This is a genomic window from Micromonospora sp. CMU55-4 (genome assembly GCF_011602315.1).
Taxonomy (GTDB): domain Bacteria; phylum Actinomycetota; class Actinomycetes; order Mycobacteriales; family Micromonosporaceae; genus Micromonospora; species Micromonospora chalcea.
The window spans coordinates 56,745-69,857 of sequence record NZ_JAAOLH010000020.1 but is presented as its reverse complement, the minus strand read 5'-3'; the positions used below and the strand labels follow the sequence as shown (position 1 = coordinate 69,857).

At 72.2% G+C, this 13,113-nt stretch carries 13 protein-coding genes; 7 read left to right on the top strand and 6 right to left on the bottom strand.

All coding sequences use genetic code 11. The features are described from left to right. The first annotated feature begins 12 nt into the window (after positions 1-12). Positions 13-789, top strand: coding sequence for a phosphate ABC transporter ATP-binding protein PstB (gene pstB, locus HA073_RS27125; RefSeq protein WP_013288829.1), 777 nt, complete (start codon positions 13-15; stop codon positions 787-789). Here the strand turns inward: pstB and HA073_RS27120 are convergent. Continuing rightward, complete coding sequence (locus HA073_RS27120) at positions 770-1,609, bottom strand: NUDIX domain-containing protein (protein ID WP_166457590.1); 840 nt, start codon at positions 1,607-1,609, stop codon at positions 770-772. The two genes, pstB and HA073_RS27120, sit on opposite strands and share 20 nt — an antisense overlap. A 94-nt stretch (positions 1,610-1,703) precedes the next feature. Here HA073_RS27120 and HA073_RS27115 point away from each other — a divergent pair, with 94 nt between their 5' ends. The 3 genes from HA073_RS27115 (at position 1,704) to HA073_RS27105 (ending at position 4,497) form a co-directional block, all read left to right on the top strand. Beyond that, a complete protein-coding gene (locus tag HA073_RS27115; RefSeq protein ID WP_166457589.1) occupies positions 1,704-2,393 on the top strand; it encodes a bifunctional 2-polyprenyl-6-hydroxyphenol methylase/3-demethylubiquinol 3-O-methyltransferase UbiG in 690 nt (229 codons plus the stop codon). 486 nt (positions 2,394-2,879) lie between these two features. Further along, positions 2,880-3,467, top strand: coding sequence for a DinB family protein (locus HA073_RS27110; RefSeq protein WP_166457588.1), 588 nt, complete (start codon positions 2,880-2,882; stop codon positions 3,465-3,467). Between the two features lie 61 nt (positions 3,468-3,528). Then, a complete protein-coding gene (locus HA073_RS27105) occupies positions 3,529-4,497 on the top strand; it encodes a Gfo/Idh/MocA family protein (RefSeq protein WP_043330895.1) in 969 nt (322 codons plus the stop codon). A gap of 49 nt (positions 4,498-4,546) precedes the next feature. Here HA073_RS27105 and HA073_RS27100 read toward each other — a convergent pair whose 3' ends face one another. The 3 genes from HA073_RS27100 to HA073_RS27090 all read right to left on the bottom strand — a co-directional run bounded on the left by HA073_RS27100 (position 4,547) and on the right by HA073_RS27090 (position 7,282). Next, positions 4,547-5,551, bottom strand: coding sequence for an inorganic phosphate transporter (locus tag HA073_RS27100; RefSeq protein ID WP_030504472.1), 1,005 nt, complete (start codon positions 5,549-5,551; stop codon positions 4,547-4,549). A gap of 4 nt (positions 5,552-5,555) precedes the next feature. Beyond that, entirely contained in the window at positions 5,556-6,182 is a 627-nt protein-coding gene (locus tag HA073_RS27095; protein ID WP_030504473.1) for a DUF47 domain-containing protein, read from the bottom strand. A gap of 149 nt (positions 6,183-6,331) precedes the next feature. Then, complete coding sequence (locus HA073_RS27090) at positions 6,332-7,282, bottom strand: PPK2 family polyphosphate kinase (protein WP_166457587.1); 951 nt, start codon at positions 7,280-7,282, stop codon at positions 6,332-6,334. 170 nt (positions 7,283-7,452) lie between these two features. On the opposite strand from HA073_RS27090, the gene sigJ reads away from it, so the two are divergent. After that, a complete protein-coding gene (gene sigJ, locus HA073_RS27085; protein ID WP_166457586.1) occupies positions 7,453-8,406 on the top strand; it encodes an RNA polymerase sigma factor SigJ in 954 nt (317 codons plus the stop codon). A gap of 6 nt (positions 8,407-8,412) precedes the next feature. On the opposite strand, the gene HA073_RS27080 is transcribed toward sigJ, so the two are convergent. Beyond that, positions 8,413-8,919, bottom strand: coding sequence for a DUF402 domain-containing protein (locus HA073_RS27080; protein WP_069087812.1), 507 nt, complete (start codon positions 8,917-8,919; stop codon positions 8,413-8,415). A gap of 124 nt (positions 8,920-9,043) precedes the next feature. On the opposite strand from HA073_RS27080, the gene HA073_RS27075 reads away from it, so the two are divergent. Further along, positions 9,044-11,188 carry an ATP-dependent DNA helicase gene (locus HA073_RS27075; RefSeq protein ID WP_064446720.1) on the top strand — a complete coding sequence of 715 codons (2,145 nt, stop codon included), beginning with the start codon at positions 9,044-9,046 and terminating at the stop codon, positions 11,186-11,188. Between the two features lie 51 nt (positions 11,189-11,239). On the opposite strand, the gene HA073_RS27070 is transcribed toward HA073_RS27075, so the two are convergent. Continuing rightward, on the bottom strand, positions 11,240-12,538 hold the full coding sequence (locus HA073_RS27070) for an AI-2E family transporter (protein ID WP_231915501.1): 1,299 nt from the start codon (positions 12,536-12,538) through the stop codon (positions 11,240-11,242). A 154-nt stretch (positions 12,539-12,692) separates the two neighbouring features. Here HA073_RS27070 and HA073_RS27065 point away from each other — a divergent pair, with 154 nt between their 5' ends. Beyond that, complete coding sequence (locus HA073_RS27065) at positions 12,693-13,040, top strand: co-chaperone GroES (protein ID WP_043327996.1); 348 nt, start codon at positions 12,693-12,695, stop codon at positions 13,038-13,040. Positions 13,041-13,113: the final 73 nt, after the last annotated feature.

The window sequence follows — 13,113 nt, the reverse complement described above, 5'->3', positions numbered from 1 at the left end:
GGTACCGCCACCATGGCCAAGCGCATCGAAGCCACGAACGTGACCGCCTACTACGGCGGGTTCAAGGCGATCGAGAACATCAACCTGACCGTCGAGCCGAAGACGGTGACCGCCCTAATCGGCCCGTCCGGCTGCGGCAAGTCCACCTTCCTGCGGTCGATCAACCGGATGCACGAGGTGCTGCCCGGCGCCCGGGTCGAGGGCAGCCTCACCATCGACGACCAGGACATCTACGACCGCGACGTGGACGTCACGGCGGTCCGCCGGATGATCGGGATGGTCTTCCAACGGCCGAACCCGTTCCCCACCATGAGCATCTTCGAGAACGTGGTGGCGGGCCTGCGGCTCAACGGCGTACGGCGCAAGTCGATCCTGGAGGAGGCCGCCGAGCGGGCGCTCCGCTCGGCGAACCTGTGGGACGAGGTGAAGGACCGCCTCGCCAAGCCCGGCGCGGGCCTGTCCGGCGGTCAGCAGCAGCGGCTCTGCATCGCCCGCACCATCGCGGTCGAGCCGCAGGTGGTGCTGATGGACGAGCCCTGCTCGGCGCTGGACCCGATCTCCACGCTGGCCATCGAGGACCTGATGTTCCAGCTCAAGGACAAGTTCACCATCATCATCGTCACGCACAACATGCAGCAGGCCGCGCGGGTGTCGGACCGGACCGCATTCTTCTCGATCGAGAAGACCGGCGACCCGGGCCGCCTGATCGAGTACGACAACACGCAGAAGATCTTCAGCAACCCGAGCCAGAAGAAGACCGAGGACTACATCACCGGCCGCTTCGGCTGAGGCGGAAGCTGGGCTCGGCGCCGTCCAGCCCCTCGATGTACGGCAGGATCGGCGTACCCGGGTCGCGCTCCGCCGCATCCCGCGCCACGCCGCCGAGGTCGCCCGCGGCGGCGACCTCGGCGAGCGTCACCATGGTCGGCGGCAGCATGGTCAGCTCGCCGGCCTCCGCGCGGGCCAGCGCGTCCGCCGGACGCAGCCACAGCGTGTGGTCGGCCTCGCCGGACACGTCCCGGGTCCGCTGCCCCTCGGGCAGCAGGGCGACGAAGAAGTACGTGTCGAAGCGGCGCGGCTCGAACTCCGGGGTGATCCACCGGCTCCACGGCAGCAGCAGGTCGGACCGGAGCGTGAGGCCGCGCCCGGCCAGCAGGTCCGCGAAGCCGACCCGCCGTCCCTCCAGGTCCTGCCGGGCCGCCTCCCAGTCGTCGCCGCTCACGTCGCCGACCACCGTGTCGGGGTCCGGCCCGGCGAGCAGCACGCCCGCCTCCTCGAAGACCTCGCGGGCGGCGGCGCACACCACCGCCTGCGCGGCCGCCGGGTCGAGTCCGAGCCGCACACCCCACGCCGCCGGGTCCGGGCCGGCCCAGCCGAGGTGCGCCTCCGAGTCGGAGCGGTCCACGCCGCCGCCGGGGAAGGCGTACATGCCGCCGAAGGTCATCGCCGCCACCCGGCGGATCATGTAGACCTCGAACCCGTCGCCGACCGGGCGGAGAAGCAGCACTGTGGCGGCGACCCGGGGCACGGCCGGTACGGCGCCCTCGGCCCGGAACCGGCGGGCGTGCTCCACCAGGGCGGGGGGTGCGGCGAAGCCGTCGATCGTCATGCGGCCGAGCCTAGTGCCGTAACGGGCGACGCCGCCCCGCCGCCCGATGCCGCCGCCCTCCGCCGATTGCGCCGATTGCGCCGATACTCCTCGGATGACGGATCTCAACAATCAGGTGGGGTATTGGAACTCCAAGGGTGCCGCGAAGACTTTCGGCCACCCGGTCGCACTTCCGTGGCTGAACGGCATCGATCGGCGGGCACGCGTTCTCGACTACGGGTGCGGTTACGGTCGGCTGGCGGGGCTGCTCGTGCAGCAGGGCTTCGAGAATGTCGAGGGGGTGGATGTCGCGCCCCGTCTCGTCACCCGCGCGAAGAACGAGCAGGCCGCCGCGCAATTCACGGTTCTCACCAATCCTCCGCAGCTCGACCACCAGGCGGACAGCGTCGACCTGGTGCTGCTGTTCGCGGTGTTGACGTGCATACCCGACGACGCCGGACAGCGGGAACTGGTGACGGAGTTGCGTCGGGTGCTACGGCCTGGCGGGCTCATCTATGTCAGTGACCTGTGCCTGCAGGAGGATCACCGTAACCGTTCCCGGTACGAACGGTTCGCAGCCAAGTACGGCACCTACGGGATATTCGAGACCGACGACGGGGCGGTGTGCCGACACCACACCACCGACTGGCTGGACCATCTCTTTGGCGATTTCCACCTCGTCGCCAGCCGCGAAGTCGCAGTGGAGACGATGAACGGCCGTCCGGCCCGGGCGAGCCAGCGGTTGGTGGCCACGCCGCAGCCCGGGGCATCCAGGGCCGGGCGCGATGGCACGGGAGACGCCTGACGTTCCTACGGGCGGCGTGCCGGGCATGACACGGTGGGCAGTCCGGTCGCGCTCGCCGGGGCACGCGGGACCCGCGCTCCCCAGCGGGCGACCCGATCACACTGGGTAGTATTTTCGCCCGACCAGGGGTCACTCCTCCGCCGACTTTGCTCTGCAGCCAGATCCGCATCGGCGACCTTCCGTGAGCAGTGTGCATGCGGCTGCAGAGCAAAGTCGGCGAGAGGCGACTGGGTCAGCCCGAAAGAGAGCTGTCTTATGTCCGCCTGGTCGCTTTTGGGTGCCCGACTCGGTGATCAGGCGAACGAAAGCCATCACTCTCAGCAATCTTTACGCTACGTGGTCACCATGGAGCGACTTCAGCCGCCCGGAAGCGGGCGCAGCCGGAGCATCGGCACGTGCGCTCAGCCGTGCGCCGCTGGACCGCGGCGCAGCCACCGGCAGGCACGGGGCAGCGTGCGCCGGCCGCGCCTGGCAGGGTCGTGACCCGTGATCGACGATTTCGCCAAGGACTACCTGCACAACGACCTGCGTCAGATCCGCGAGGTGCTGTTGTGGAAGCTCGACGGGCTGTCCGAGTACGACGTGCGCCGCCCCCTGACCGCGTCCGGCACCAACCTGCTCGGCCTGGTCAAGCACCTGGCGTTCACAGAGGCCCGGTACTTCGGCGAGGTGTTCGGCAGGCCGTTCCCGGAACCGCTGCCCCGGTGGGACGATCCGGACCCGGACGGCGCCGACATGTGGGCGACCGAGCACGAGACCCGCGAGGAGGTGATCGGCCGCTACCGACGGGCGTGGGAGCACGCGGACGCGACCATCGAGGCCCTCCCCATCGACGCGCCCGGCCACGTGCCGTGGTGGCCCCGCCCCCACGTCAAGCTGTTCAACGTCGTGGTCCACGTGCTGGCCGAGACCAACCGGCACGCCGGGCACGCCGACATCCTGCGGGAACAGCTCGACGGCTCGACCGGGGCATGGGCCGCGTACGCGCACCTGGAACCCGACCGGCCGACGCTGGCGACGCGGCGGGCGACGATCGAACTGGCCGCCCTGGCCGTCGCCGACACCTCCCGCTGAGCCGTCCCGACCGGTGGATCACCCTGCCGGTCCCGCAGCGGGAAGGGATAGCGTGCCGGGCATGACGCGTTGGGGAATCCTGGCCACCGGAAACATCGCCGCCCGCTTCGCCGAGGACCTGCGGCTGGTGCCGGACGCCGAACTGGTCGCGGTCGGTTCGCGTACCCGGGAGAGCGCCGAACTGTTCGCGCGCCGGCACGACGTGCCGCGGGCGTACGCCTCGTGGGCGGAACTGGCCGCGGACCCGGACGTGGACGCGATCTATGTGGCCACCCCGCACGCGGCGCACCACGAGGCGGCGCTGGCGTGCCTGGCCGGCGGCAAGGCCGTGCTGGTGGAGAAGCCGTGCACGCTGGACCTGCCGACCACCACCGAGCTGGTGGAGACGGCCCGTGCCCGGGGCCTGTTCCTCATGGAGGCCATGTGGATGCGGACCAACCCGCTGATCCTGCGCGTGCTGGAGCTGATCCGGGACGGCGCGATCGGCGAGGTGACGCACGTACGGGCGGACTTCGGCGTGGCCGGCCCGTTCCCGCCGGAGCACCGGATGCGGGCCCGCACACTCGGCGGCGGCGCGCTGCTCGACCTCGGCGTCTATCCGCTGAGCCTGGCCCACCTGGTGCTCGGCGTGCCGCAGCACGTGCAGGCGTGGGCGAAGCTGACCCCGGAGGCGGTGGACGAGAACACCGGCATGGTGCTCGGCTGGGACTCCGGCGCGGTGGCGACGCTCAGCTGCGGCATGGTCGGCGCGACAGCGATCACCGCGTCGATCACCGGCACGACCGGCCGGATCGACCTGCCCGAGCTGTTCTTCCGGCCCGCGCACGCCGTGCTGCACCGGGCCGGCGCCGAGCCGGAGACGATCCCGGCGGACCTGACCGGCGGCGGCTACCAGTACGAGGCGATCGAGGTGCAGCGCTGCCTGGCGGCCGGGCTGACCGAGAGCCCGCTGGTGCCGCACGCCGCCACGCTCGAGGTGATGGGCCTGATCGACGACATCAAGGCCCGGATCGGCGTCTCCTACGCGTGAGGGGTTCCCCGCCACGGCGGGGAACCCCTCGACGTCGTTGCGCGGGAGCTCAGAACAGGGGGCGGACCAGCAGGTACGCGAGGCAGGCGATCGCGGCGGCGGCCGGGAACGTGATGATCCAGGCGATCACGATGTTGCCGGCCACGTTCCAGCGCACCGCGGAGAGCCGTTTCGTCGCGCCCACACCCATGATCGCCGAGGTGATCGTGTGCGTGGTGGAGATCGGCGCCTTGAGCACCAGCGCGTTGAAGTAGAGCACCGCGCTGGCCACGGTCTCGGCCGCGAAGCCCTCCGCCGGGCCGAGGTCGATGATCTTCCGGCCGAGCGTCCGGATAATCCGCCAACCACCCGCGTACGTGCCGGCGGCCAGCATCGCCGCGGAGGTCCAGAAGACCCAGCCCGGGATGTGGGTCTTGCTCTCCTGGAAGCCACCGGTGTAGAGCGCCAGCACGATGATGCCCATGGTCTTGGCGGCGTCCTGCATGCCGTGGCCGACCGACATGGCGGCGGCGGACGCGGTCTGCGCCCAGCGGAAGCCGCGGCTGAGCTTGCCCGGCTGCCCCTTCCGGAACAGCCACATGATCGCCAGCATCACCAGGAAGCCGAGCACCAGGCCGACCACCGGCGAGAGCACCATCGGGATGAGGACCTTCTCGATGATGGTGCCCCACTGGACGATGCCGTCGGCGGCGAACAGGGTCGCGCCGACCAGGCCGCCGAAGAGGGCGTGCGAGGAAGAGGACGGCAGGCCGAAGTACCAGGTGATCAGGTTCCAGATGATCGCGCCCAGCACGCCGGCGAAGACCACGCCGAGGCTCTCCACCCCGGTCGGCAACGTGACCAGGCCGTCGCCGACCGTCTTGGCGACGCCGGCGCCGAAATGCGCGCCGACGAAGTTGCCGACGGCGGCCAGCGCCAGGGCGATCCGGGGGGTCAGCGCCCGGGTCGAGATGCTGGTGGCGATCGCGTTCGCCGCGTCGTGGAAGCCGTTCGTGTAGTCGAACGCCATGGCGACCGCGATCACCGCCAGCACGGCGATGAGTTCGGGACTCACTGGATCAGGACTCCTTGACCGCGATGGTCTCGACGGTGTTGGCGACGTGCTCGAAGGCGTCGCAGGCGGCCTCCAGCTCGTCGGCCACCTCCTTCATCTTCAGCACCGTGAGCGCGTCGTACTCACCGGAGAAGAGGCGTACCAGCAGCATCCGGTACGCCTGGTCGCCGTCGTTCTCGAGCCGGTTGCACTCGATCCAGTAGTCCTCAAGATCCTTCATCGACTTCAGCCGGGGCATCGCCTCGGCGGTGAGCTTGGCCTGCAGGTCGAGCACGTTGACCAGCTCGTGCAGCTCACGCGGAAGGGACGGGAGCTTGGTCAGGCCGTACAGGTAGAGCAGGTTGCCGACCGCCTCCAGGTGGTCCATCACGTCGTCGAGCAGCGAGCCCAGCCGGTAGATGTCTTCCCGGTCGAACGGCGTGATGAACGTGGAGTTGATCTTCTTGTAGAGCTCGTGCGTGATCTGGTCGCTGTCGTGCTCGATGTCGGTCAGCCGCTCGCTGATCGACTGCACGTCGGCGCCGGGCAGACCCAGCTCGTTGAGCAGGTCGGTCCCCTTGACCAGGTTCTGCGCGGCCCTGGTGAAGAGCTCGTAGAAGGCGCCCTCGGTGGGACGGAAGGAAAACTTCACAGCACGGACCTCGTCGTGTCGGTGGAAGGGTGGCCGTCGCCGCCCGGGCGTCTGCATTGCGCATGCTAGGGATCGCGTCCAGGCGGCTTTCGATCGGCCCACCCCTGGTCAAGCCCGATTCACCGCTCGTTCACCTTCCGTTCACCTGATCACCCGCCGAGTTGGCTCCGTAACCGGTCACGCTCCCGTTCAACGTCGAAATCGGCAGGCGGATACCCCAGATGCAACTCGTCGAACGTCTCGCGCAGCAGGTGGGCTACCGCCCAGTCCCGGTACCACTTGCGGTCCGCCGGGACCACGAACCAGGGCGCGTCGTCGGCGCCGCACCGCTCGATCGCCTCGGCGTACGCCGCCTGGTAGTCGTCCCATCGTGCCCGGGTGTCCAGGTCACTGGGGTTGTACTTCCAGAACTTCGTCGGGTCGGTCAGCCGCTGCATCAGCCGCTCGCCCTGCTCCGCGTACGAGATGTGCAGCATGACTTTGATCACGGTCACCGCCTGCTCGGCCAGTTCCCGCTCGAAGTCGTTGATGATCGCGTACCGGGATTGCCAGGTCGCCTCGTCGACAAGCCCTTCGACCCGGGCGATCAGCACGTCCTCGTAGTGCGAGCGATTGAACACGCCCACGTACCCGGGTGGCGGCAGCGCCCGGCGTACCCGCCACAGGAAGTCGTGCCGCAGCTCCTCCTCGGTGGGCGGCCCGAACGAGCGGATGTGCAGCCCGAGCGGGTTCATCGCGCCCGCCACCCGCTTCACCGTGCCGTCCTTGCCGCCGCAGTCCATCGCCTGGAGCACCAGCAGCAGCCGGCGCGGCCGGCCCTCACCGAGCCCCGCGCCCGCCTGGACCGGCGCGCTCGTGGCGCTGCCCGGTCCGGAGGCGCCCTGCGCCGAGGCGTACAGCATCTCCTGCTGCCGCCCCAGTTCCGCGCCGACCAGCTCGACCTGGGCCCGTGCCCACTCCTTGCGCGCGGGCCCGCGCCCGGCCACCGCCGGCAGCCCGGGCGTCGACCGGGGGTCGATCGCCGCCAGGTCCACCGCCCCCGGCCCCACCCGCAGCAGTTCCCGCATCGGCCCGCCCTCGGGCCCCACCACCTCACTCATCCCCCGATCCTCACCCCCGAAGCCCTTTCCCGCCCGCCCCACCCCGCTGATCTTGCAGTTGCGGCCCCTGGTGCATCCGGAAAGCGGCTTTTGCCGGGGCGGCAAGCGCAAGATCGGCGAGGGTGGGCGGCGGGGTGCCGGGGCGGGTGGTGGGGCGGGAGAATGGGTGGGTGGATGAACTTACGGGGGAGTTCGAAGCGGAGCGGGGGCATCTGCTGGCGGTCGCGCGGCGGATGCTCGGCAGCCGCAGCGAGGCCGAGGACGCCGTCCAGGAGACCTGGCTGCGCTTCTCCGGCGCGTTGAGCGACCCCGAGCAGCGCGCCCGCGTACGCGATCTGCGCGGTTGGCTCATCACCACCTGCTCGCGGATCTGCCTGGACGTGCTCCGCTCCGCCCGGGTGCGCCGGGAGGCGTACCCGGGTCAGTGGCTCCCCGAGCCGGTGGTGACCACCGTGCCGGCGGCGGACGGGTTCGCGCCCGACCCGGCCGAGCGGGCGGTACGCGCCGACCAGATCGGCACCGCGCTGCTGGTGGTGCTGGAACGGCTGACGCCGGAGCAGCGGGTGGCGTTCGTGCTGCACGACGTGTTCGCGGTGCCGTTCTCCGACGTGGCGGACGTACTGGCGGTCACGCCGGAGGCGGCGCGTCAACTCGCGTCGCGGGCCCGGCGGGCGGTGCACCGGCCGGACGCGCCGCAGCACAGCGCCGACCTCGCCGAGCAGCGACGGGTACTCACCGCGTTCGTCGCCGCCGTGGAGTCCGGCGAGCTGGAGCAGTTGGTCCGGGTGCTCGCACCCGGCGTGGTGGCGATCGGCGACTCCGGCGGCCACTTCCCGGCGGCCCGCCAGCCGGTGGTCGGCGCGGAGGCGGCCGGTCGCCTGCTCCTCGGCCTGTTCAACCAGGCCCGCAAGTGGGGCGCGATGCGGGTCCGGCCGGTGGTGGTGGACGGCACGCTGGGCTGGCAGTCGGAGGTCCCCTACCGGGACGGGCGGACCATGCGGATCGTCACCTCGTTCGCCGTCCACGAGGGGCGGGTCACCGGGGTGTTCAACCAGCTCAACCCGGACAAGGTCGGCGAGCTGCCGCCGCTGGGGCCGGACGCCGCCTGGCCGCCGCGCTGGTGAGCCGGCTCAGACCACCAGCGCCAGCCACTTCCGGTACGACGTGGCGAACGGCTCGGTGCCGTCGCCGAGCGCGCCGAGCAGCCAGCGGGCGGCCGCCTCGGCCTCGGTGACCACGTCGTCCGGGTAGCCCCAGCGGGCCCGGTGCTCGGCGAACTCGTCCTCGTCGCGCAGCTCGACCACTGCGGTCTCGCGGCGGCGCACCACGTCCAGGTCGAGGTCGATCAGGTGGACCGTCTCCGCGCCCTCCCAGCTGGCCGGGGTGGCGATGTCGCAGTAGACCTCGCTGGTGCGCGGCGGCGGGTTGAACATGCCGGTCCACCAGCCGTGGTGGGGCACCAGCAGGACGAACGGGATCTGCTCGACGGACGGGCGGCCGTGGTAGACGGATTCGGTGCCGGCGGGCACGCCGAGCCAGACGCCGAGATCGTCCTCGGCGAGGCGGCGGGCCGGGTAGTCGCGGTGGGCGCTGCCGTCGTACTTGCGGTAGATCACGCGGACCACGTCGCTCGGCATGCCTGGCACCCTAACCGATTCCGGCCACGCCACGCGATCGGGAGGTAACCGGACGCGACCCGCCGTCCCGCCACGCCGCCGGAGCGACCGGACCCCCGTCGGTGCCGGCGGGTACGGTCGCACGGTGACCCCGTCCCGCACCGCCACCGGCCCGGCCGTCCCGAAGAAGCGCCGCAGTGGTCGCGCCGGCGCCGGGGAGCTGCTGACCGCCGCGGTGGGCGCGGTTCCCGGCGGCGCGGCCCGGCCCGGTCAACAGCAGATGGCCGAGGCGATCGAGCGCAGCATCGCCTCCGGCGAGCACCTGTTGGTGCAGGCCGGCACCGGCACCGGCAAGTCCCTGGCCTACCTCGCGCCGGCGCTGACGGTGGACGGGCCGGTGGTGGTCTCCACCGCCACGCTGGCGTTGCAGTCCCAGCTGGTCGAGCACGACCTGCCCCGGCTGGCCGACGCGGTCGAGCCGGTGCTGGGCCGGCGCCCCACGTTCGCCGTGCTGAAGGGTCGCCACCACTATCTGTGCCTGGCGAGGTTGGACAGCTCGGTCGAGGACGAGCCGGACGACGCGCTCTTCGACGCGCCGCGCCCCGGCAACGGCGGCACCAAGTGGCTCGGCGAGGCGGGCCGCCTGGGCAAGCAGGTGCAGCGGCTGCGTGACTGGGCCGAGGAGACCGCCACCGGCGACCGGGACGAGCTAGATCCGGGCGTGGACGACCAGGTGTGGCGCACCGTCTCCATGCCGGCGCGCGAGTGCGTGGGCGCGAGCCGCTGCCCGTTCGGCCAGGAGTGCTTCGCCGAGGCGTCCCGGGCGCGCGCCCGCGAGGCGGACATCGTGGTGACGAACCACAGCCTGCTCGCCGTCGACATGCTCGCCGGTCGGCACATCGTGCCGCCGCACAAGCTGCTGGTGGTGGACGAGGCGCACGAGCTGGCCGACCGGGTCTCCTCGGCGGCCCAGGCCGAGCTGGTGCCGGAGCTGATCGACAGGTCCACCCGCCGGGCCCGGCCGCTGCTGCGCCCGGACCTGGCCGAGCGGCTCACCGAGGCCGGTGACGCGCTCGCCGTGGGGCTGGCCGAGGCGCCGGCCGGGCGGCTCACCGCCGGTCTGCCGTCCGCGCTGCGCGAGGCGTGCACGCTGCTGGACTCGGCGACCCGGGCCGCGCTGGAGGCGATCGGCGACGTGAAGTCCGACGACCCCGACCCGGTACGCAAGCAGCAGGCCAAGGCGGTGCTGGACGAGCTGTCCACCACCGCCCAGCGGCTGCTGGAGGAGGCCGACCACGACGTCGCCTGGGTCGAGAAGCCGGACAACGGCAGCCGCCGGGCGCTGGTGGTCGCGCCGCTGTCGGTCGCGGGCACGCTCGCCACCCACCTGTACGACGAGCGCACGGTCGTCGCCACCTCGGCGACGCTGGCGCTGGGCGGCCGCTTCGACACGGTGGCCCGGGCGCTGGGGCTGGACGCGCCGCCGCCCGCCCCGCCGTCCCCGGCCGCCGCCGCGATCGCCACCGCTGCCGCCGCGGGCCGCACCCCGGTCACGCCGCCGGTGGCCGCCGCCGAGGGCAGCCGGGCGTCGATCGGCACCGTACCGGCCACCGAGGGGCCGGGCTGGAGTTCGCTGGACGTCGGCTCACCGTTCGACTACGCCCGGCAGGGCATCCTGTACGTGGCCGCGCATCTGCCCCGCCCCAGCGTCTCCGGGCTGCCCGGGCCGGCCGGTGAGGAGCTGCTGGCGCTGGTCGAGGCGCTCGGTGGTCGTACCCTCGGGCTCTTCTCGTCGCGACGGGCCGCGCAGCAGGCGGCGGAGCTGGTCCGCGCGCGGACCGACCTGCCGGTGCTGCTGCAGGGCGAGGAGGCGCTGCCGCTGCTGGTGCGCCGGTTCCGCGAGGTGCGGGAGAGCTGCCTGTTCGGGGTGATGTCGCTCTGGCAGGGGGTGGACGTGCCGGGCGACGCCTGCCAGCTCGTGGTGATCGACAGGTTGCCGTTCCCCCGGCCGGACGAGCCGCTCGCCGCGGCGCGCGCGGCGGCGGTGGACGCCGGTGGCGGCTCGGGTTTCGCGGCGGTGAGCGTGCCGATCGCGGCGGTCCGGCTGGCCCAGGGCGTCGGCCGGCTGATCCGGGCCACCGGCGACCGGGGCGTGGTGGCGGTGCTCGACTCGCGGCTGGAGACGGCGCGCGGGTACGGCCCGTTCCTGCGCCGTTCGCTGCCGCCGTTCTGGTACACGACCCGGCCCGAGGTGGCCCGGGGCGCGCTGGAACGGCTCGCCAAGAGCTGACGCCCGCGCCTCCCCGGGCGGGGCGACACGGGCGTCAGGGGGTCGTGCGGGTCAGGGCGCCTGGGAGGCGACCACCACCGCGTCCGGTGGGGTGTCCGGCACGGTACGCGCGGCGAGCCGCCGGACCGCGGTGTTGAGCACGGCGATCAGCGGCACCGCGACCAGCGCGCCGGCGATGCCGGCCAGCACCACGCCCGCGGCGATGCCGATGATCACGGCGAGCGGGTGGATGGCCACCGCCCGGCCCATGATCAGCGGCTGGAGCACGTGGCCCTCGACCTGCTGCACCCCGACCACCACGCCGAGGATGATCAGCGCGGTCACCGGGCCGCTGTCGACGAGCGCGACCAGCACTGCGACCACGCCGGACAGGAACGCGCCGACGATCGGGATGAACGCGCCCAGGAAGACCAGCGCGGCCAGCGGGAACGCGAACGGGATGTCGAACAGCACCAGGAAGATGCCGATGCCGACGGCGTCGATGAAGGCGACCAGCACGGTGGCCCGCACGTACGCGCCGAGCGTCGCCCAGGACGCGCGACCGGCGTCGTCGACCTTCCAGCGGGCCGCGACCGGCAGCAGCCGGACCAGGAACCGCCAGATGGAGTTGCCGTCACGCAGGAAGAAGAACGTGGCGAACAGCACGAGCACGGTGCCGGTGAGCACCTCGGCCAGCGTGGCGGCGGTGCTGAGCGCCCCGCTGGTGAACCGCTCGGTGTTGCCGTTGATCCAGTTCTGCGCCTCGTTGATGTAGCGGTCGAGCTGGCTGTCGGACAGGTGCAGCGGGCCGGTCTTGAACCAGTCCTGGATCTGCCGGATGCCCTGCGAGGACTTCTCGCTCAGCTCCGGTACGCCCTTGATGAACTCGTTGACCACCAGCGTCAGCGTGCCGACCACGGCGGCCAGGCCGCCGACGAGCACCACACCGGTGGCCAGGGAGCGGGGCAGGCGGGCCCGGAGCAGCCAGCCGACCGCCGGGGCGAGCAGCGCGGAGAGCAGCAGCGCGACGGTCAGCGGGATGATCACGATGCTGATCGTGCCGATGATCTTGATGAGCGCCCAGGTCACGATGCCGATCACGATCAGCCGCCAGCACCACGCGGCGGTGATCCGCAGCGCGTGCGGCACCTCGGTGTCGTCCCGGCTCACAGTCGACGAGTGCATCGCGGCCGGCGGCTCGACGCCCACCACAGTCGCCTCCGGCGACGCCGACGGTCCCGGTGACGCGGGCGAGGCCACTCCTGCCTCCCCCGGCGCCGCTTCCGGGTCGGCCCGGCGGGTCCGGGCGGCCTCCCGGCCCGACTCGTACGCGCGGCGGAGCCGTCCGCGCATCCGCTCGAAGCGGCTCAAGCGCACCTCCGGCAAAGTCGGCCCCACCACGTCGCAGGGGGCACAGGATACGTCTGCTCGCCCCACCCTAGGGCGGCTCGGCCACACATTGCCCGCCCGGCGCTCCTGCGAACCACGGCGGAATCGACAGCCGGGCACGCGGTAGCGTCTTCGCGTGACCGCCGACCAGAGTCTCGACGCCGGGCTGCCGATCCGCCTGCTGCACGACCGCGTGCTGGTGCGCACCGAGGGCGCCGAGGGCGAACGCCGCTCCACCGCCGGCATCGTGATCCCCGCGACCGCCGCCGTGGGCAAGCGGCTGGCCTGGGCGACAGCCGTCGGCGTCGGGCCGAACGTCCGCTCGATCGTGGCCGGCGACCGGGTGCTCTTCGACCCGGACGACCGCTCCGAGGTCGAGTTGCACGGGCGGGCGTACGTGCTCCTGCGCGAGCGGGACGTGCACGCCGTGGCGGCCGAGCGGGTGGAGAGCACCGCCGCCGGCTCCACCGGTCTCTACCTCTGATCCGGCTCTCCACCCTCTGACCCGGCATCGGCGCCGTTTGCGGCGCTTCCCGGCGGGAAGCCCAGGCACCTGA

What these genes read in the sequence shown, in the direction of transcription:
- HA073_RS27080 (WP_069087812.1), bottom strand. Translation starts at nt 8,919, where the DNA reads ATGCCGAGCGACGTGGTCCGCGTGATCTACCGCAAGTACGACGGCAGC.
- pstB (WP_013288829.1), top strand. Translation starts at nt 13, where the DNA reads ATGGCCAAGCGCATCGAAGCCACGAACGTGACCGCCTACTACGGCGGG.
- HA073_RS27120 (WP_166457590.1), bottom strand. Translation starts at nt 1,609, where the DNA reads ATGACGATCGACGGCTTCGCCGCACCCCCCGCCCTGGTGGAGCACGCC.
- HA073_RS27090 (WP_166457587.1), bottom strand. Translation starts at nt 7,282, where the DNA reads ATGAGTGAGGTGGTGGGGCCCGAGGGCGGGCCGATGCGGGAACTGCTG.
- HA073_RS27105 (WP_043330895.1), top strand. Translation starts at nt 3,529, where the DNA reads ATGACGCGTTGGGGAATCCTGGCCACCGGAAACATCGCCGCCCGCTTC.
- HA073_RS27115 (WP_166457589.1), top strand. Translation starts at nt 1,704, where the DNA reads ATGACGGATCTCAACAATCAGGTGGGGTATTGGAACTCCAAGGGTGCC.